Here is an 18,758-nt window from a genome sequence, read left to right as displayed (position 1 = left end):
AATGAACGGATGCTTCAGCGCATCACGGCTGCGGCTGACTGGGCGACGCTGCCGGCGTCTGCCCGAACCACCAGGTCGACGTGATCCAGCCTTCCGCCGAATAGTACAGGGGCAGCTTTGCCGGCCATGCGAGCCCGCGCTTGAACGCGATGCGGTGGGACGCGCTGTACCAGTGCGGAATCACATAGTAGCCATGCATCAGCAGACGGTCGAGCGCGTGGGTGGCGTCCACCAGTTGCTCGCGCGTCTGCGCCTGGACGAGCGCACGCAGCACCGCATCGACGGCGGCCGACTTCAGCCCGATCACGTTGTCCGAGCCCGGCGTGTCCGCGGCCTTGCTGCCGAAGCGGTCGATCTGCTCCGTGCCGGGCACCTGCACGTCGGCCATGCGGATCGTGGTGGTATCGAAATCGAAGCTGTCGAGGCGCTTCTGATACACCGCGAAATCGGCCACGCGAAAGTTCGCCGTGATGCCGAGCTTCTGCAGATTACGCGTGAGCGTTGCGACGATCGGCGCCATCGTGGCTTCCGAACCGGAGTCGTCGAGTATCTCGAACTGGAACGGCTCGCCTTTGGCATTGCGCAACGCGCCGTCGCGATAAGTCCAGCCGGCCTCTTGCAACAATGCGCGCGCCTGCAACAGATTGGCGCGCAACGAGCCGGGCGGATCGGTGTCGGGCTGTTTCGGCGGCGGCCCGAACACCGCTGGGTCGAGTTGCGCGCGCCACGGATCGAGCAACGCAAGTTCGCCCGCCGACGGCAATCCCTTCGCCTGCAATTCCGTGTTGGCGAAGAAACTGTCGATGCGCGTGTATTGATTGAAGAACAGTTGCCGGTTGAGCCACTGGAAATCCAGCGCAAGATCGAGCGCCTTGCGCACCCGCACGTCCTGAAACACCGGACGGCGCAGATTGAGCATGAAGCCCTGCATGCCGGTGCCGTTGTGCTGCGGAAACTCGCGCTTGATCAACTCGCCGCTATCGAACTTTTTGCCGACGTCGCGGCGCACCCAGTTGCGCGCCACGTATTCGACCATCGCGTCGTACTCGCCCGCCTTGAAGGCTTCGAGACGCGCCACGCTATCGGAATACAGCTTGTAGACGATACGGTCGAAGTTGTTCGTGCCCACGCGTACCGGCAAGGCGGCGCCCCAATAATTCGGGTCGCGCCGGTAGCTGATCGTGCGGCCGTTGTCGTACTGCTCGATGAGATACGGCCCGCTGCCGATCGGTTTTTCGAAGGCGAGCTGGTCGAACGGGATGCGGCTGCCATCCGGTTTCACGCCCCACTTGTGCGAGAACACCGGCATGCTGCCGGCCAGCAGCGGCAACTCGCGGTTACGCTGACGAAACTCGAAGCGGATCGTGTGCGGATCGACGACGACCGCGCCTTTGATCTCGCCGAAGATCGACGCGTACTGCGGCGCCGCCTGCGGGCTCTTGAGGGTGTCGAGCGAGTATTTGACGTCCTCGGCCGTGACAGCGTCGCCGTTCGAAAAACGCGCGCGCGGATTGATGTGGAAGGTCGTCGACAGACCGTCGGGCGCGATGGCGATGTCGTCGGCGAGCAGACCGTAGGCCGAGGCCACTTCGTCGCTGCTGCCGGTGGTCAGGCTCTCGAACAGTTCGCCCACACCCGGCGCGGCATTACCGCGCAGCGTGAACGGATTGAATTTATCGAAGCTCGTGAGCCGGCTCGGATTGGCCAGCACCAGCGTGCCGCCCTTCGGAGCGTCGGGATTGACGTAATCGAAATGCTTGAAATCGGCGGGATATTTCGGCTCGCCGTATTGCGCGATCGCATAGACCGCTTGCGCTTGCGGTGCAGCCAGCAGTGCAGCGATCCCGCCTGCCCCGCACATTACGCCGACGCGCGACGCGCGCCGCGATAACCGCATAAACGACAGACCGACACGCGAGAGTCTTTGAAGCACGCTGCATCGAAGTACATGTGGCGTTGGAACCCGTCGCGAGCCAGTTGTCATAGGGGCCTTGTCGGTCAGAGGGCGGAATCGGTGTCACGGAATTCTACCCAATAAGCGACGCGACGGGCTTCGACAGGACGCGGGAGTTCATTGAACCGCATATGCGCACTGTCTCGACGTAGCGCCAATAAAAAAACCGCCTTCAAGAGGCGGTTTTTTGTTCGACGACAAAGTCAGAACTGGCGCGAGGAACTCAGTGCCAGCCGCGATGATTGTCGTAGTGGTCGCGACCGTAGTCGTAACGGCCCGGGGGATGACGACGATACCAGTCGTCACGCGCCCAGTAGCGACGGCCATCCCAGTAGCGGTCGCCATGCCAGCCGACCACGATAGCCGGGCCGCCGTAATAGACCGGAGCCGGCTGATAAACGACCGGCGGCGGAGGCGGCGGCGGCGGTGCATAAACCGGTGCCGGCGCAACGTAGACCGGCGCGGGAATGCCGATGTTGACGCCGACATTGAGTCCGCCAGCCATCGCAGCACCTGACGCACCCAACGCGAGAACCCCGATCAGAAGTGGAACAAGACGAGCGGACTTCATTGATCACCCTTTTGAAGAATGTGTTGTGGCCGAAATATAGCGCAAGGAAGCGTCTCGCGTATTTCAACTTTGTAATAACTGATGCATAAGATCGCGCAATCAGCCTCTGGGTTACGTCTCGTTACATTGGATAGAGACTCGGTGAAAAGATCACCGGCTTGTAATTGGTTCCTGACTCGCGCGGCTTTGGTTGGTGCGTGTGCGGCGCGTAATTGCGGCCGCCTTAAGTCTGCAGGCATGGCAAATGTTGCCGCGCGTCCTTGCTCGCTCGCCCCAACTGCATCGCGCTTGCTAGAAGCGCCCACATGGTACGCGGAGCGTTGCCGCTTCTGCTGAATGTCCGACACCGCCCTCGCCATGGGATTCAGCGAATCATATATTTCGCATGCCTACATAAATGAATCTGCTGGCGTACGCCGGACCGCTCAGGAACGAATCGCAAAAGGCTTCTGGAATAGCAGAACGGATCTGCAAATTTTATATAGCCATCCTGATTATTCGACTTGGCTTTTAGCTGAGACGTTGATGCGCTTTGCGAAAGCCCCAGGTGTTTCACGTTTGCTACTGCGTGGACGGTTTTACGCAAAATCTTGCAACTCGCTTGTTGCGTGCAAACGCGAGCCCCAGTCCAAATGCAGACAATTTGCGAGCGCTAAAAAACAAAAACCCCGCAGAGCCTAGACTCTGCGGGGTTCTCTCTACCATTTCTGGCGGAGACGGAGGGATTCGAACCCTCGATCCAGGTTTTGGCCCAGATGCTCCCTTAGCAGGGGAGTGCCTTCGACCTCTCGGCCACGTCTCCCAAACTTTCGGTTGCGCAGGGAGTCAGCGCAACGAAGCCAAGATAATAGCGGGCCGAACCGCGCAGGTCAATCTCTTCGACACATTTTTTGTGCCAGTTTTGTGACCCGAACTTTCTACGCGCGCAATGCCGCAAACCGCCGCGAAAAAACAAACGGGGCGCACACGTGCGCCCCGCTCTTGCCCGCCGCGACGGGCTGCTACGACCCTGCCGCCAGCTATTAAGCCTGATCCAGTTCGAACGCTTTATGCAGCGCGCGTACCGCGAGCTCCATGTACTTTTCGTCGATCAGCACCGAAATCTTGATTTCGGACGTGGAGATCATCTGGATGTTGATGCCCTCTTCCGACAAGGTGCGGAACATCGTGCTCGCGATACCGACGTGCGAACGCATGCCGACGCCGACCACGGACACCTTCGACACCTTCGGATCGCCCAGCACCTGCTCGGCCTGCACGTGACCCTTCACCTGGCCCGTGAGGATGTCCATGGCGCGCTGATAGTCGCCGCGACCGACCGTGAACGTGAACGCAGTTTTGCCTTCGACGCTCTGATTCTGGATGATCATGTCGACGTCGATATTCGCGTCCGCCACCGGGCCGAGAATCTGATACGCGATGCCCGGCTTGTCGGGCACACCCATCACGGCGATACGAGCCTCGTCGCGCTGGAACGCGATGCCCGAGATGACTGCTTTTTCCATGGTCTCGTCTTCTTCAAAAGTAATCAGGGTGCCCGACTTCATTTCGGCGTCGAGCGGGATGAGCGGATCGGTCAGGCTCGACAGCACGCGCGTCTTGACCTGATATTTGCCGGCGAATTCCACCGAGCGGATCTGCAGCACCTTGGAACCCAGGCTTGCCATTTCCAGCATTTCTTCGAACGTCACGCGGTCGAGCCGGCGCGCTTCTTCCACCACGCGCGGGTCGGTCGTGTAGACGCCGTCGACATCGGTGTAGATCAGGCACTCGTCGGCTTTCAGCGCGGCCGCAACAGCAACGGCGGACGTATCCGAACCGCCGCGGCCGAGTGTGGTGATGTTGCCTTCCGGGTCGATGCCCTGGAAGCCCGTGATCACGACCACTTTACCGGCCTCGAGATCGCGCAGCACGCGCTCGCCGTCGATTTCGCTGATACGCGCTTTCGTGAACGCGCTATCCGTTTTGATCGGCACTTGCCAGCCGGCATAGCTGACCGCGTCGACGCCTGCGTCCTGCAGCGCGATGGCCAGCAGGCCCGAACTGGCCTGTTCGCCGGTGGCGGCGATCATGTCGAGTTCACGCGGGCTCGGCTGGGCCGTGATCTCTTTCGCGAGACCGAGCAGGCGGTTGGTTTCGCCGGACATCGCCGACGGCACGACGACCATCTTGTGGCCAGCCTTGTGCCATTTCGCGACGCGCTTGGCGACGTTCTTGATGCGCTCGACCGAGCCCATCGAGGTGCCGCCGTATTTATGTACGATGAGTGCCATTGTCGTTCTGAACTGGAGGATAAGCCGCGCTGGCGCGCTGGAGACGACCGCACAAAAGCACAGGAGCGCAACGTCTTGTGAACGACGGCAAAGTGTGTGGCGGCGTAAAAGCAGCGCGCGTGTAACACGCGCGGATTTGCCCGGGAATGATCGCTAGTGGCTTACCGGAAACGACGGATCACGCTCGGGAACCGGCAGCGGCGACGACAGCGAGGGCGAAATCGGGTCGGGCAAACAAGTTAAATTACCCGATTGGACGTAAAAAGACAAGCCAAAATGCCCGTCGCGCGAGTCGGCTGGCCAATCGCAAAGGCTTATGGGCTCGGCTTTTGCGCCCTATTTTGCGGCTTTGCGTGCGGTTTTGCGAGCGCTGTATTGCGGCTTTGTTACAGCCTTGTGATGCGCCTGACGCGGCCTTTGACCGCCTGTGAACCGGCGCTCAGGCAATCAGCAAATCCTCACGCCAGGCGATGCGGACACGCGGCTCGTTCACCCTGCCCGCCTGCTCCGCTTGCTCCGGCAGCGCCGCGCGATTGACGCCGAGCTGCGGCACGAACAGCAACGTGTCGCCGACATAAAGCAACGGCACGTCGCGTTTCCATGCCGGAATGCCGCGCTCCTGGAAAAGGTTTTTCAGCGTACGACTCGGCGCGTTCGCCGCGAGACCCACGCGCATGCGCTCGCCGCCACTGCGCGAACGCGCGCTCAACAGCGCGCGGCCGAGTACGGCCAGAGGCACGCAATCGTCCGCTGCCGAGGACACTTCCGCTTCGCATGTCTCCGCCGGATCGACCTCGGCGAATACGAAGCTGCCGCGCCATTGCGGTACACGCCAGACCGACTCGCCGCGCCACGCCAGTTCGCTGACGGCGCGCGGTGTCAGCGCGGTTTCGTCGGCGGGATCGCCGCTGTCGCCCGCTTCCCAATAGACGAGGCCGCGATAACTGCGCAAGGCCTGCCCTGCATGATCGACGCGCAAGCCGTGGCCGTCGCCTGTCTCGCGTACCGCGCGCAGTTGCCGCAACGCATCGGTCAGGCGCGCCGTCGACGCCGCCGCGAGACCCTGCGCGCGCATCCAGTAGCGCAACAGATTCAGCGCGCGGTCGTCGTCGAGCGAGAGCAGCGCATCGTGCGATAGCGCGCGGCCTTCGTCGCGCGCCGCCAGGTCGAGGTCGATCCGCGCGAGCTCGTCGAGCAGACGCTGCGCCGAAGCGGCATGCGCGGCCGTGCGGGCCAGCGCGTCGCGAAAGCCGGGAAAATGCACGGCGAGCGCCGGCGTAACCTCGTGACGCAACGCGTTGCGCGCATAGCGCGTATCCGCGTTCGATTCGTCGTCGACCCACTGCAATTGGCGCGCGTTGGCGTACTGCTCAAGTTGCGCGCGCAACAGATGCAGCAACGGCCGCATCCGCACGACGGACGCCCCTGCCGGCAGATGCTCCGCCGCCATGGCCGCAAGCCCGGCGAGGCCCGCGCCGCGCAGCAGTTGCAGAAGCACCGTTTCGGCCTGGTCGTCGGCATGTTGCGCCAGCCAGAGCGCGTGCGCGCCGTGGGTCCCGCAAAGTGCTTCCAGCGCCCGATAGCGCGCCTCGCGCGCCGCGGCTTCAACGCTCACGCCCGGTGCGCGCGGCACCTCGACGCGCTGTGCCGCGAAAACCACGCCGCGCGCTTGCGCGAACGCTTCGCAGTGGGCGAGCCAGGCGTCGGCGTGGCGGCTCAGACCGTGATGCACGTGCAGCGCGATGCAACGCGACGCCCCCGCGACACGCACGGCCGCGTCGAGCAACACGCTCGAGTCGACGCCGCCGCTAAAAGCAACGGCAAAGCGCGCGTCCGATGGCAACGCGCACAGCGCCACGCTGACCGCCTCGAGAACGAGGCGGTCAGCGGGCGAATCGGTCGCGGAGGTCACGTCGCTCGCGCGCGGGGCGCTGATGGACGAAAGAGAACGCGCGCGGGCTCAGGCGCCCGGCGTCGTTTCCTTGAACTTGCCGTACGACATCAACCGCTCGAAGCGGCGCTGACGCAGGTCGTTGATGCTCATGCCCTGGAACTGGCGCAGCGAATCGGCGAGCGCGCGGCGCAGCATGGCAGCCATGCCCTTCGGATCGCGATGCGCGCCGCCGAGCGGCTCGTTCACGATCTTGTCGATCAGGCCGAGCGCCTTCAGGCGATGCGCGGTGAGGCCGAGCGCTTCCGCTGCTTCCGGCGCCTTCGCGGCGCTCTTCCACAGGATCGACGCGCAACCTTCCGGCGAAATCACAGAATAGGTCGAGAATTGCAGCATCAATACGCTGTCGCCGACGGCGATAGCCAGCGCGCCGCCCGAACCGCCTTCGCCGATGATCGTGGCGATCAGTGGCGTCTTCAGTTCGGCCATGACATACAGATTGCGGCCGATCGCTTCCGACTGTCCGCGCTCTTCCGCGCCGATGCCGGGGTAGGCGCCCGGCGTGTCGATAAACGTGAAAATGGGCAAGCCGAACTTCTCGGCCAGACGCATCAGGCGCTCGGCCTTGCGATAGCCTTCCGGACGCGGCATGCCGAAATTGCGCAGCGCGCGCTCTTTCGTGTCGCGTCCCTTCTGATGGCCGATCACCATGCAAGCCTGGCCGTTGAAGCGCGCGAGGCCGCCGACGATCGACAGGTCGTCCGCGTAGTTGCGATCGCCGTGCAGTTCGTGGAAATCGGTGAACAGCTCGCTCACGTAATCGAACGTGTACGGGCGTTGGGGATGTCGGGCAATTTGCGAAACCTGCCACGGAGTCAGGTTCGCGTACAGATCTTTGGTGAGCTGTTGACTCTTCTTGGACAGCCGCTCGATCTCTTCCGAAATATCGACGGCCGAATCGTCCTGCACGAAGCGCAATTCTTCGATCTTTGCTTCGAGTTCAGCGATCGGCTGTTCGAAATCCAGAAAGGTGGTCTTCATTGGTTGTAATCCTTGGACTTACCGGCAGCGCGTATTCTAACCGCGCGCGCCGCTGTCAAAACCCTCTCGCAACTATCGATTTGTTATTTTCGATAGTTTTTGAGATGGCGTCGTTCTTGTTCTTCAGTAGTCGACCGGCAACGGGTCGAGACTACGCCACATATACCAGGTGGCGACGGTGCGCCATGGTTCCCAGTTTGCCGCGACTTCACGCGCTTCGCTGCGTGTGACCGGCTCGCCGCTAAAGTAATTGACGCTGATCGCGCGGATCAGACCGAGGTCGTCGAGCGGCAGGACGTCCGGACGCGACAGATTGAAGATCAGGAACATCTCCGCGGTCCAGCGGCCGATGCCGCGAATCTGCGTGAGTTCGGCGATCACCGCCTCGTCTTCCATCGACGTCCACTTGCCGACGTGCAGCGCGCCCGACACGAAATGCTGCGCGAGATCGAGCACGTATTCCGCTTTGCGCTTGGACAGTCCGCATGCGGTCAGCTTTTCCAGGCCGAGCTTGATGAACTGCTGCGGCACGAGCTTCGGACAGGCTGCCTCGACTTTTGCCCAGACCGCCTGCGCGGACGCCACCGAAATCTGCTGCCCCACCACCGAACGCGCGAGCGTGACGAAGGGATCGCCACGACTCAACAGATGCACGGGGCCGAATTTCGGAATCAGCTTCTTCAGAATGCGGTCGCGCTTGACGAGGTCGGCGCACGCTTTGTCCCAGTAAGCCGGGCGCGTGACTTCAGGCGTGAGGCCGCCGATCTGCACGGGCACCGCGACTTCGCTGTCGACCGCCGCTTCGCCGCCCGCCGTCGCGGACGCGCGCGTTTTGCGCACGACTTCGCCTTCGTGGCCTTGCGTGGTGACGCGCGCGATTTCCTGCACGTCGCCGGCAAGTTCCGCGGCGGACGCAGTCCCGCTGCCGTTGCTCTTCGCACGCGAAGCCTTCGCGCGCTTGACGGCAGGCGCATAAGCCGACGCGCCGTTCAGCGCGCGTTTGGCGGCGGCCTTTTTCGCCGCTGCCGCCGCACCCGCTGCGGCCGAGCCGCCCGTCTTGGCCGCCACCCCGGCGACCTTCGACGACGCTTTCTTCACCGCACCGCTGCCGCCGCGCGCCGACGTGCGCGAGGTCTTTCCCGTGGCTGCTGCGTTTGTTTGAGACGTGGCTCGTTTAGCCGGCGTCTTCGTGGCCGTTGCCATCCTGCCTCCTGCCTGACGAGTCGATCAAAGGGAAGTACGAGGTGCGCTCACACGCGCCGCCACTCTGTCGCCCCGCCGGGTTTGTCTTCGAGTGCAACGCCGGCCTCGAGCAATTCGGCCCGGATCCGGTCTGCTGCCGCATAGTCCTTCGCCTGCTTGGCGGCCACGCGCGCGGCGATCTTTGCTTCGATCGCGGCGGTGTCGAGCGCGCCTTCCACAGATGCGCCCGCAGCCTGCTGCAGGTACGCACGCGGCTCACGTCCGAGCAGGCCGATCACTTGCGCGAGCTGGCGCAACTGACGGGCGAGCGCGGGGTCGCGCGTGCGGTTCACTACGGTTGCCAATTCGAACAACACCGACACCGCGACCGGCGTGTTGAAGTCGTCGTTCATTGCCGCCTGGAAACGCTGCGCATGCGCTTCGTTCCAGTCGAGCGCCTCGCTGTCGGGCGTGACGTCTTTCAACGACGTGTAAAGACGGGTCAGCGCGCTGCGGGCGTCGTCGATATGTACGTCGCTATAGTTCAGCGGCGAACGGTAATGCGCGCGCGCAATGAAAAAGCGCACGACTTCGGCATCGTACTGCGCCAATACTTCGCGGATCGTAAAGAAATTATTCAACGACTTCGACATCTTCTCATTGTCGATCTGTACGTAGCCGTTGTGCATCCAGTAATTGACGAACGTTTGACCGGTAGCAGCTTCACTTTGCGCAATTTCGTTTTCGTGGTGCGGGAACTGCAGGTCCTGACCGCCGCCGTGAATGTCGAAATGTTCGCCGAGCAAAGTGCAGCCCATGGCCGAGCACTCGATGTGCCAGCCCGGACGACCGCGGCCGTACTTCGAATCCCAGCCGGTGTCCGCCGGTTCGTCCGGCTTCGCCTGCTTCCACAGGACGAAGTCGAGCGGGTCCTGCTTCGCGTCGTTCGCCGCGACGCGTTCGCCCGCGCGCAGATCTTCCAGCGACTTGCCGGAGAGCTTGCCGTAGCCCTGGAATTTGCGCACCGCGTAGTTCACGTCGCCGTCGGCCGCCTGATACGCGTAGCCGTTCGCTTCGAGCTTCTCGATCATGCCGAGCATCTGCGGAATGAAATCCGTGGCGCGCGGCTCGAGGTTCGGACGCTCGATGCCGAGCGCGTCCGCGTCTTCGTGCAGCGCGTCGATGAAACGGTCCGTGAGCGACTTGATGGTCTCGCCGTTCTCCACCGCGCGCCGGATGATCTTGTCGTCGATGTCCGTGATGTTGCGCACGTAGGTCACGTCGTAGCCGAGCGTGCGCAACCAGCGCTGCACGATGTCGAACACGACCATCACACGCGCGTGACCGACGTGACAATAGTCGTACACGGTCATCCCGCAGACGTACATCCGCACGACGCCTGCTTGCAGCGGCACGAAAGTTTGCTTGTCACGCGCGAGCGTGTTGTAGATGCGCAGTGATTCCATAGAGAACGGTGCGTGGGTCGAAAGAAATCCGCAATGTGTTTCGTGCGCGAGGCGCCCCGCGAACTGACCGCGGCACGACCTTTACTGCAACATGCACAGCAGCAAACCGGCGCACCTGGTACGGCGGTCAGACTGCGATCATGGCGGAGACGACCACGAGTGGCGAAAAGACAGTTTGCGGTTCGACGGAACGCGCAGACCTTTTGTTAGAATGGGTCGGAGTATAACATCCAGACCTGAGCCTATGAAACCTTCCAGCGGCCGCGCGCGCAGCGCTGCGACCCTCGCCGCGACGGCATTCTGCGCCGTTGCCCTCACGGTCTTGCCGGGCGCTTCCGCGTACGCGCAGAAATCCGCCACCATGCCGACCGGACCGGCCGTGCGCGACAACACGCCAGAAATCGACGCGTCGATTTCGCAGAAAAACTGGCAGGCTTCGCTCACCCAGCTCGACGCGCGCATCGCCACCAATCCGCACGACGCGCAAGCCAAATTCAAGCGCGCCACGGTTCTCGCCCACCTGAACCGCGACGACGAAGCGATCGCCGCCTTCACCGAACTCACGCAGCTGTATCCCGAGTTGCCCGAGCCGTACAACAACCTCGCGGCGCTCTACGCCAAGCACGGTCAGTACGCGGAAGCGCGCGCCGCGCTGGAAACCGCCACCAAGGTGAACCCCGGCTACGGTCTCGCTTACGAAAACCTCGGCGACCTCTACCTGCGTCTCGCGGCCGAGTCGTATCGCCGCGCGCAGAGCCTCGGCAAGGCGAGCCCCACCGCCGCACAGCGCCTCGCCGACATCCAGAAGATCGTCACGCCGTCGAAAACGCCGGCGCCCGTCAGGAAGGCCGCGGCCACCGAAGATTCCACGTCGCGCACCACCATGCCCATGGTCGAAACGCCGGGCTTCCAGTACGGCGGCCCGAACGGCTCGCTCGCCATGCCGCCCTACATGGCGCCGTCGAAGTAAGCCGTCACGAATTTTGCCAATACGTTTTCTCCAACCCTGAGGATCTTCATGAAATGGTTGATGTTGGCGCTCGGCAGCGCCGCCCTGATCGCAAACGCACCCGCATTTGCCCAGAACGGTTCGCAAGCCGCGCATCCGTCCGTCCTCTTCAAGACTACGGAAGGTGACATCCGCGTCGAGTTGTACCCGGAGAAGGCGCCGAAAACGGTCGCCAATTTCCTCGACTACGTGAAGTCCGGCCAGTACAGTGGCACGATTTTCCATCGCGTGATTCGTGGCTTCATGATTCAGGGCGGCGGCTACACGCAGAGCTTCGCCGAGAAGCCCACGCGCGCGCCGATTCCGCTCGAGAGCCGCAACGGTCTGAAGAACAGCGTCGGCACGCTCGCCATGGCGCGCACCAGCGACCCGAATTCGGCCACCGCGCAGTTCTTCATCAACACGGTCGACAACGCCGGCCTCGACTATCCGAACCCGGACGGCAACGGCTATGCGGTGTTCGGCAAGGTCACGAGCGGCATGGACGTCGTGAAGAAGATCGAAGGCACGCCCACCACCACGCGCGGCCCGATGAGCGACGTGCCGCAGAAGGCCGTCGTGATCGAGTCGGCCACGGTAGTCGGCAAGTAACGCTGGAAAAAGACGGCAGCGAAGGCTCGCTGCCGCGCAACCGCAGGCCTCGAATCAACGCCCCGGCGCAGCCCGTCGTCATGCAACTGGACGACTCGCCGCGCCATTTACCCACCCCGTTCATCAAAGGATTCCATCATGGTTGAACTGCATACGAACCACGGCGTCATCAAACTCGAACTCAACGCCGAAAAAGCGCCGAAGTCGGTTGAGAACTTCCTCAACTACGTGAAGGCCGGCCACTACGACAACACGGTGTTCCACCGCGTGATCGACGGCTTCATGATTCAGGGCGGCGGCTTCGAACCGGGCATGAAGCAGAAGCCGACGGCGGAAGCCATCACCAACGAAGCGAACAACGGCCTGAAGAACGTCAACGGCTCGGTCGCGATGGCTCGCACGAACGACCCGCACTCGGCCACGGCGCAATTCTTCATCAACGTGAACGACAACGACTTCCTGAACCACTCGTCGCCGACGCCGCAGGGCTGGGGCTACGCCGTGTTCGGCAAGGTGGTCGAAGGTCTCGACATCGTCGAAAAGATCAAGAAGGTCAAGACGGGCTCGAAGGGCTTCCATCAGGACGTGCCGGTCGACGACGTCGTGATCGAAAAAGCCGTGATCGTCGACTAAGCGTCGATCCGCTCGAACCGAGAATCAGGCACCTTCAATGCTGCAAGAAACGCCGCTGCGAAGCGTCGCTGCGGGCGTGCCTGGCGAGGGCAAACGCCCGCACGCCGCACGCCCGTTTTTTTTCCTCTCCGACATTCATTTGAGCGAGGCGATTCCGCACACGGTCGCCGCGTTCGAACACTTCATCCGCATCACCGCCGAGCAGGCGGATTCCGTTTTCATTCTCGGCGACCTGTTCGAGTACTGGATCGGCGACGACATGCTCGTCGAGCCCTTTGTCGCGCGCATGGCGGCTTTGCTGCACACGCTGAGCGAGCGCGGCATCGCGCTGTACATCATGCATGGCAACCGCGATTTTCTGCTGGGCAAACGCTTCATGAAAGCGGCCGGCGCGATCTGGCTGCCCGATCCGTTCGTGATCACGGCCTTCGGCACCCGCGTGGTGCTCGCACACGGTGACGGCCTGTGCACCGAAGATCGCGGCTACCAGCGGTTTCGCCGCTTCGCCCGTAGCCGTTTCGCGCAGATGCTGTTTCTCGCCTGGCCGTTTCGCTGGCGTCAGGCGCTGGCCGAGCGCATGCGCTCCAAGAGCGAGCATGGCCGCTCGCGGCCGGTGTCGCCGAAATACGATGTGACGGGAAAAGGCGTGGCGTCGTTGTTCAGGTCGTCGAAAACCGCGACGATGATTCACGGACACACGCATCGTCCGGCGCGGCATCGTGAACCGGACGGCACGCGCTGGGTGCTGCCGGACTGGGATCTCGACCACGGCGAGCGCCGTGGCGGTTATTTGCGAATCGACGCCGAAGGCATCCGCGCGCTACCGCTCGATTGAGTTCGAGCGACCGCGCATGAGGCAGGACGTCGGCGCCGTGCTCTACGACGCGATGCACGATGCAACGCTTGCACGCGGCATGCGCGAACCCGGCGCTCATCTTTGTGCTGCAAAGCACGCCGCGGCGCAATGGCCGCACAAACCAGCGCCTTGCTGTGTGACTCGTTGCTCATTGCCCTTTGATCAGCGCAACGAACGCCACTCTCACACCGTCAAATCGAACAGACGCGCCAGTCGCATTAGCGCCGGCTCAAAACCGCACCCGACCAATCAACGCTCGGCCGGCAGGCCATCCACCTTGCCGGCGATTGCCGCCGACAGACGCCGCAAATCGAGCAACGCCCGGTCCGCGCCCTGGAGTCCTTCGAGACTCGTACCCAGCCTTTCGAGCGCCACCACGATTTCGTCGATGCGTTGCGATTGCGCGGCCGCGTGGTCGATCAGTCCGTGGATGGCGAGCGACACGGGATCGTCGGCATTCGGTGTGATGCCGTAAGCGCAAAACGCGCTGCGCTCCGAAGCGGGTTTTTCGTTACATGCAGCGGCCTCTCCGGCGCGCCTGGCCGCACCGTTTGCCGCGCGGCCCGACACGCCGTTCAACGCAGGTTCTTGCGTCACGCGCGCCTGTCCGGAAGCCGCCTCGACCGCCGCCGACGCACCGGCAGAAACAGATACCGGAGCAGCCGCAGCCGCAGCCGCAGCCGCAGCCGGCACAATAATCCGCGCCGGATTACCCACCGCCGTGCCACGCGCCGGCACGGGTTTCGTGACGACCGCGTTCGAGCCGATCTTCGCGTCGGCGCCGACCGTAAAGCCGCCCAGCACCTTCGCCCCCGCGCCGACGATGACGCCGCGTTCGAGTGTCGGATGGCGCTTGGCGCCGCGCGTGAGCGACGTGCCGCCGAGCGTCACGCCCTGATAGATCGTGCAGTCGTCGCCGATCTGCGCCGTTTCGCCGATCACGACGCCCATGCCGTGATCGATGAACACGCGCCGGCCGACGGTCGCGCCCGGATGGATTTCGATGCCCGTCATGAAGCGCGCCATCTGCGAAACGAAACGCGCGAGCCAGCGGCGTTTCATCCGCCAGCACGCGTGCGCGAAGCGGTGCAGCACGAGCGCGTGAAGGCCTGGATAGCACGTGAGCACTTCCCAGGCGCTGCGGGCGGCGGGGTCGCGCTCGCGGATCGTGGCGATGTCTTCGCGAAGTCTCGTGAACATGGCAGGGACGGGACGTAGTAGTGGGATGAAAGCCGCCGGCGCGACAAGGCGGCACGCGGCGCACAGCCGGCGCATCCGCATAGCAGATCGACAGCTTTGCTTAGAACGTTTCGAGCGATTGTAGGGCGAACGCGGCAAACCTGCCGCAAGCCCACTCTGGCGGCAAGGTCGTCGGCGCGGCGGCGGTGGCCGCGCCGCGCGGCTCAGGAGGCGTCGCCGTCCGGGCGCCGGGTCTTCAGCAGAATGTGTTTGGCAATGCCGCGCACGATGTTGACCTCTTCGCGCTCCAGGCCGGAGCGCGCGAACAGACGGCGCAGGCGCGACATCAGTTTCTTCGGATTGGCGGGATCGAGAAATTCGAGCGCGATCAGCGCGCTTTCCAGATGCGCGTACATGCTTTCGATCTCGTCGCTCGCGGCACGCGCCGCCACGGGCTCGCCCTGCTCCGCCGGCGCCGGCGTACGGGCGGCGGCCGTGGCGGCCGTGGCGGCCGCTTCGGGGCCGTACAGATAGGCCGTGCGCAATTCGTAGGCAAGCACCTGCACCGCCTGCGCGAGATTGAGCGAACTGTAGGCCGGATTGGCCGGAATATGGGCGATTGCGCTGCAACGCTCGACATCTTCGTTCGACAAACCGGTGCGCTCGTTGCCGAACACCAGCGCGATTTCGCCGTGCAAGGCCTCGTCGCGCGCAAGACTTCCCGCGGCACGCGGCGTCCATTGCGGCGGACCGTATTCGCGCAGACGCGCGGTCAACGCGATCGACCAATGCACGCCATTCAGGGCGTCGGCGAGCGTCGGCACGACATGCGCGGACGCCAGCACGTCATCGGCGCCGCTCGCCATCGCGATCGCCTCGGGGTCGCTCTGCACGTGCGGCACACGCGGCGACACCAGCACGAGGCGCGAGAAGCCCATGGTTTTCAACGCACGCGCGGCAGCGCCGACATTGCCCGGATGACTCGGTTCGACGAGCACGAAACGCGTCGACGTGAAACCGCCGCGCAGGTCGGCTACGGTCGGATCGGATGAATGGTGGGTATGGTCCACGATGAAATTCGGCAGGCTCGATGAGGCGTTGAAAGAACGCGTATGGTAGCGCCTCGCGCGCGTCGGCCTGAAAAATCGCGCCACGTCAGGCGCACAGCGGACCAACTCGCGCCCGGTCAGACCATACACGGCACACGCACGGCGCCGTCGTGGCAGCGTCAGCACTTTACTGCCGCCGCGCCCGGACTCAGGTAAAATACCAATATTCGCGTCCGGCTTTGCATGGTCGCCCCGTTCTTATTCAATTCGTCTCCGTCGACGGAATGCCCACCGTGTTTTTCAGCGGGCGTGCGTTCCGTGCTGTTTTCGCGCCTGCTGTCCGATGGCGTTCAGCTCATTTTCCGGCAAGCAGCCGTGCTGCCCCGGCACAAGGATCCAGTCTCATGCATCCCATGCTCAATATCGCTGTGAAGGCCGCACGCCGCGCATCACAGATCATCACCCGCGCATCGCTCGACCTCGATCTCATCCAGGTCAGCAAGAAACAGCACAACGATTTCGTCACGGAGGTCGACAAAGCATCTGAAGCGGCCATTATCGACACGCTGAAGACCGCCTATCCCGATCACGCGATTCTCGCCGAGGAATCGGGCAAGTCGGACAACGAGTCCGAATATCAGTGGATCATCGATCCGCTCGACGGCACCACCAACTTCATCCACGGCTTCCCGTACTACTGCATCTCCATCGCGCTTGCCCACAAGGGCATCGTGACGCAGGCAGTCGTCTACGATCCGACTCGCAATGACCTGTTCACGGCTTCGCGCGGCCGCGGTGCGTTCCTCAACGACCGCCGTATCCGCGTGGCCAAGCGCGACCGTCTGGCCGACGGCCTGATCGGCACCGGCTTCCCGTTCCGCGAAACCGACGGCCTCGAAGCCTACGGCCGCCAGTTCGCCGAAATGACCGAAGCCTGCGCCGGCCTGCGCCGCCCGGGCGCCGCCGCGCTGGATCTGGCGAACGTCGCCGCCGGCCGCATGGACGGCTTCTTCGAGCAAGGCCTGAATCCGTGGGACGTCGCCGCGGGCAGCCTGCTGATCACGGAAGCCGGCGGCCTGGTGGGCAACTACACGGGTGATTCGGACTTCCTGCACATCGGCGAAATCGTCGCGGGCAACCCGAAGATCTACGCGCAGATGATCCCCATCCTGTCGCGCTATAGCCGCACGCGTCAGCAATCGGCGTAAGGCGGTCACGCTGCAACGCCGGCACGAGTCACGTAACGGCGGTTGCAGCATGAGCGGTCGAAGCGGCGCTGCACAGCGCGCCGCCGGGGCTGCTCCGCGGAATCGAAAACAGGCGGCTTCGGCCGCTTTTTCGTTGCCGCAGCGTCTGCATGCGTGCGGCGTTCGTGCTACAAAGCGAGATGCCGCGCCGGCTCACGCATCGTCTCGCCGGGTGTTTTGCGCGTTCCTGATCGCGCCCCTTCGCGCCAGCCGTTCGCGCAGCTTCCGATCCGCTTCATGAAAAAAGGCTTCTACACAATCATCGCGGCGCAGTTCATTTCGTCGCTGGCAGACAACGCCCTGTTGATCGCCGCCATCGCGCTGCTCTCGGTCATCCGCTCGGCCGCCTGGGTCACGCCGCTCCTGCAGATCTTCTTCACCGTTTCGTACGTGCTGCTCGCGCCGTTCGTCGGCGCTTTCGCAGACGCGATGCAAAAGCGCCACGTCATGTTCGTCTCCAACGCGCTCAAGGCGAGCGGCTGCCTGATGATGATCGCGGGCGTTCATCCGATGATTGCGTACGGTGTGGTCGGCTTCGGCGCGGCCGCGTATTCGCCCGCGAAGTACGGCATTCTCACCGAGTTGCTGCCGCCGGAAAAACTGGTCAAGGCGAACGCATGGCTGGAATCGGCCACGGTGCTGTCGACGATCGTCGGCACGATGATGGGCGGCGCATTGATCAGCACGGTGGCCGACCGCTTCGTCGCCCATGCGCAATGGCCGCTGATCCGCTCGTCGGCCGATCTCGCGATGTTCGCCGTGATGATCACCTACGCGATCGCCGCGGCAATCAACATCTTCATTCCCGATACCGGCGCACGCTATCCGAATCGCCTGACCGAACCGAAGAAACTGGTCGGCGACTTCTACCACTGCTTCAACGTGCTGTGGGCCGACAAGCTCGCGCAGATCGCGCTGTGGGTCACCACGCTGATGTGGGGCGGCGCCGTCACGCTGCAACTGCTGGTGCTCAAATGGGCCAACGTGAACCTCGGGCTCACGCTTTCGAAAGCCGCCGTGATGCAGGGTGTGACCGGCCTCGGTATCGCAGTCGGCGCTTCCGCCGCAGCCGCACTGATTCCCCTGCGAAAATCGCTGCGCGTGCTGCCGATCGGCATTCTCACCGGCCTCGTGGCGATCGCCATGGCGTTCTACAACAAAGATCTGTTCCCGGCGGGCGCGGGCATTCGCATCGGCAGCTACGTGCTGCCTCTCTACATCCTGCTCGCCTATCCGCTGATGATCCTGCTCGGCGCGCTGTCTGGGTTTTTCATCGTGCCGATGAACGCGATACTGCAACATCGCGGCGCAACGCTGCTCTCGGCCGGACACTCCATCGCCGTGCAGAATTTCAACCAGAACCTGGCCGTGCTGCTCATGCTCGGCGTCTACGCCTTGCTGCTGACCGCGAAGATGCCGGCGCAATGGATCATCGTGGTGTTCGGCAGCTTCATCACGTTCATGATGTGGCTCGCCAAACGGCGCAGCGCCGTCAACGAACGCACGGTCAACATGCGCGAACTGGTCGAGGAATAAGCAGGACGTCGCCTCGCCGGACCGGCCCAAATACGTGTTGCGCGGCGCGGAAAAGCGGGTCTGTTCGCCTGGCCGTTCGGTCAGGGTCCGCGCGCCACGTTGACGGGTTAAACTCTCGCCCTGAACAGCTAACGCAAGAAGACACCGAGGATGGGCATTCAAACCGCAGCGGCCAGCGACGTCGCACAACATACGCCGATGATGCAGCAGTACCACAACGTTACTGGGTATTGATTTTTAGCCTCAGTCATACCGGAACCTATACCAACACGAAAACGCA

The 18,758-nt window shown here is 63.4% G+C and carries 15 protein-coding genes and 1 tRNA gene; 6 read left to right on the top strand and 10 right to left on the bottom strand.

Features of this window, described 5'->3' with window-relative positions:
* Positions 1 to 22: 22 nt before the first annotated feature.
* The 8 genes from P3T18_RS22180 to cysS all read right to left on the bottom strand — a co-directional run bounded on the left by P3T18_RS22180 (position 23) and on the right by cysS (position 10,378).
* On the bottom strand, positions 23 to 1,861 hold the full coding sequence (locus P3T18_RS22180) for an extracellular solute-binding protein (protein ID WP_429302532.1): 1,839 nt from the start codon (positions 1,859 to 1,861) through the stop codon (positions 23 to 25).
* 316 nt (positions 1,862 to 2,177) lie between these two features.
* Positions 2,178 to 2,525 carry a hypothetical protein gene (locus P3T18_RS22175; RefSeq protein WP_429302123.1) on the bottom strand — a complete coding sequence of 116 codons (348 nt, stop codon included), beginning with the start codon at positions 2,523 to 2,525 and terminating at the stop codon, positions 2,178 to 2,180.
* Positions 2,526 to 3,233: 708 nt separating this feature from the next.
* Positions 3,234 to 3,327: transfer RNA gene (locus P3T18_RS22170), tRNA-Ser, on the bottom strand.
* Positions 3,328 to 3,547: 220 nt separating this feature from the next.
* The gene (locus P3T18_RS22165; RefSeq protein WP_429302122.1) at positions 3,548 to 4,798 is read right to left on the bottom strand and encodes an aspartate kinase; all 1,251 of its coding nucleotides are present in this window, start codon (positions 4,796 to 4,798) and stop codon (positions 3,548 to 3,550) included.
* Positions 4,799 to 5,237: 439 nt separating this feature from the next.
* Positions 5,238 to 6,710, bottom strand: a complete 1,473-nt coding sequence (gene tilS, locus P3T18_RS22160) for a tRNA lysidine(34) synthetase TilS (RefSeq protein ID WP_429302121.1) — start codon at positions 6,708 to 6,710, stop codon at positions 5,238 to 5,240.
* Positions 6,711 to 6,758: 48 nt separating this feature from the next.
* The gene (locus tag P3T18_RS22155; protein WP_074283028.1) at positions 6,759 to 7,730 is read right to left on the bottom strand and encodes an acetyl-CoA carboxylase carboxyltransferase subunit alpha; all 972 of its coding nucleotides are present in this window, start codon (positions 7,728 to 7,730) and stop codon (positions 6,759 to 6,761) included.
* Between the two features lie 123 nt (positions 7,731 to 7,853).
* On the bottom strand, positions 7,854 to 8,933 hold the full coding sequence (locus P3T18_RS22150; protein WP_429302120.1) for a DNA-3-methyladenine glycosylase family protein: 1,080 nt from the start codon (positions 8,931 to 8,933) through the stop codon (positions 7,854 to 7,856).
* Between the two features lie 47 nt (positions 8,934 to 8,980).
* Positions 8,981 to 10,378 (bottom strand): cysteine--tRNA ligase, encoded by a 1,398-nt coding sequence (gene cysS, locus P3T18_RS22145; protein ID WP_429302119.1) that lies wholly within the window; start codon positions 10,376 to 10,378, stop codon positions 8,981 to 8,983.
* 244 nt (positions 10,379 to 10,622) lie between these two features.
* Here cysS and P3T18_RS22140 point away from each other — a divergent pair, with 244 nt between their 5' ends.
* The 4 genes from P3T18_RS22140 (at position 10,623) to P3T18_RS22125 (ending at position 13,446) form a co-directional block, all read left to right on the top strand.
* Complete coding sequence (locus tag P3T18_RS22140; RefSeq protein ID WP_429302118.1) at positions 10,623 to 11,348, top strand: tetratricopeptide repeat protein; 726 nt, start codon at positions 10,623 to 10,625, stop codon at positions 11,346 to 11,348.
* Positions 11,349 to 11,396: 48 nt separating this feature from the next.
* Complete coding sequence (locus P3T18_RS22135; protein ID WP_429302117.1) at positions 11,397 to 11,978, top strand: peptidylprolyl isomerase; 582 nt, start codon at positions 11,397 to 11,399, stop codon at positions 11,976 to 11,978.
* A gap of 138 nt (positions 11,979 to 12,116) precedes the next feature.
* Entirely contained in the window at positions 12,117 to 12,611 is a 495-nt protein-coding gene (locus P3T18_RS22130) for a peptidylprolyl isomerase (protein ID WP_429302116.1), read from the top strand.
* A 37-nt stretch (positions 12,612 to 12,648) separates the two neighbouring features.
* Complete coding sequence (locus tag P3T18_RS22125; RefSeq protein ID WP_429302115.1) at positions 12,649 to 13,446, top strand: UDP-2,3-diacylglucosamine diphosphatase; 798 nt, start codon at positions 12,649 to 12,651, stop codon at positions 13,444 to 13,446.
* A gap of 270 nt (positions 13,447 to 13,716) precedes the next feature.
* Here the strand turns inward: P3T18_RS22125 and cysE are convergent, their stop codons facing one another.
* Complete coding sequence (gene cysE, locus P3T18_RS22120) at positions 13,717 to 14,667, bottom strand: serine O-acetyltransferase (protein ID WP_429302114.1); 951 nt, start codon at positions 14,665 to 14,667, stop codon at positions 13,717 to 13,719.
* Positions 14,668 to 14,870: 203 nt separating this feature from the next.
* On the bottom strand, positions 14,871 to 15,716 hold the full coding sequence (locus tag P3T18_RS22115) for an RNA methyltransferase (protein WP_429302113.1): 846 nt from the start codon (positions 15,714 to 15,716) through the stop codon (positions 14,871 to 14,873).
* 383 nt (positions 15,717 to 16,099) lie between these two features.
* Here P3T18_RS22115 and P3T18_RS22110 point away from each other — a divergent pair, with 383 nt between their 5' ends.
* The gene (locus P3T18_RS22110) at positions 16,100 to 16,903 is read left to right on the top strand and encodes an inositol monophosphatase family protein (protein ID WP_429302112.1); all 804 of its coding nucleotides are present in this window, start codon (positions 16,100 to 16,102) and stop codon (positions 16,901 to 16,903) included.
* 276 nt (positions 16,904 to 17,179) lie between these two features.
* Positions 17,180 to 18,478, top strand: coding sequence for a lysophospholipid transporter LplT (gene lplT, locus P3T18_RS22105; protein ID WP_429302111.1), 1,299 nt, complete (start codon positions 17,180 to 17,182; stop codon positions 18,476 to 18,478).
* The last annotated feature ends 280 nt before the right edge of the window (positions 18,479 to 18,758 follow it).

This window comes from Paraburkholderia sp. GAS199 (assembly GCF_050436585.1).
Taxonomy (GTDB): domain Bacteria; phylum Pseudomonadota; class Gammaproteobacteria; order Burkholderiales; family Burkholderiaceae; genus Paraburkholderia.
Note: the sequence above shows the minus strand (reverse complement) of the source record. Positions and strands in the feature narration are given on the sequence as shown.

Excerpts from the sequence above, each read along its gene's own strand:
- P3T18_RS22110 (WP_429302112.1), top strand. The coding sequence starts at position 16,100 with ATGCATCCCATGCTCAATATCGCTGTGAAGGCCGCACGCCGCGCATCA.
- P3T18_RS22165 (WP_429302122.1), bottom strand. The coding sequence starts at position 4,798 with ATGGCACTCATCGTACATAAATACGGCGGCACCTCGATGGGCTCGGTC.
- P3T18_RS22180 (WP_429302532.1), bottom strand. The coding sequence starts at position 1,861 with ATGTGCGGGGCAGGCGGGATCGCTGCACTGCTGGCTGCACCGCAAGCG.
- P3T18_RS22125 (WP_429302115.1), top strand. The coding sequence starts at position 12,649 with ATGCTGCAAGAAACGCCGCTGCGAAGCGTCGCTGCGGGCGTGCCTGGC.
- P3T18_RS22135 (WP_429302117.1), top strand. The coding sequence starts at position 11,397 with ATGAAATGGTTGATGTTGGCGCTCGGCAGCGCCGCCCTGATCGCAAAC.
- cysS (WP_429302119.1), bottom strand. The coding sequence starts at position 10,378 with ATGGAATCACTGCGCATCTACAACACGCTCGCGCGTGACAAGCAAACT.
- P3T18_RS22130 (WP_429302116.1), top strand. The coding sequence starts at position 12,117 with ATGGTTGAACTGCATACGAACCACGGCGTCATCAAACTCGAACTCAAC.
- P3T18_RS22140 (WP_429302118.1), top strand. The coding sequence starts at position 10,623 with ATGAAACCTTCCAGCGGCCGCGCGCGCAGCGCTGCGACCCTCGCCGCG.
- lplT (WP_429302111.1), top strand. The coding sequence starts at position 17,180 with ATGAAAAAAGGCTTCTACACAATCATCGCGGCGCAGTTCATTTCGTCG.
- P3T18_RS22155 (WP_074283028.1), bottom strand. The coding sequence starts at position 7,730 with ATGAAGACCACCTTTCTGGATTTCGAACAGCCGATCGCTGAACTCGAA.
- P3T18_RS22175 (WP_429302123.1), bottom strand. The coding sequence starts at position 2,525 with ATGAAGTCCGCTCGTCTTGTTCCACTTCTGATCGGGGTTCTCGCGTTG.
- cysE (WP_429302114.1), bottom strand. The coding sequence starts at position 14,667 with ATGTTCACGAGACTTCGCGAAGACATCGCCACGATCCGCGAGCGCGAC.
- P3T18_RS22150 (WP_429302120.1), bottom strand. The coding sequence starts at position 8,933 with ATGGCAACGGCCACGAAGACGCCGGCTAAACGAGCCACGTCTCAAACA.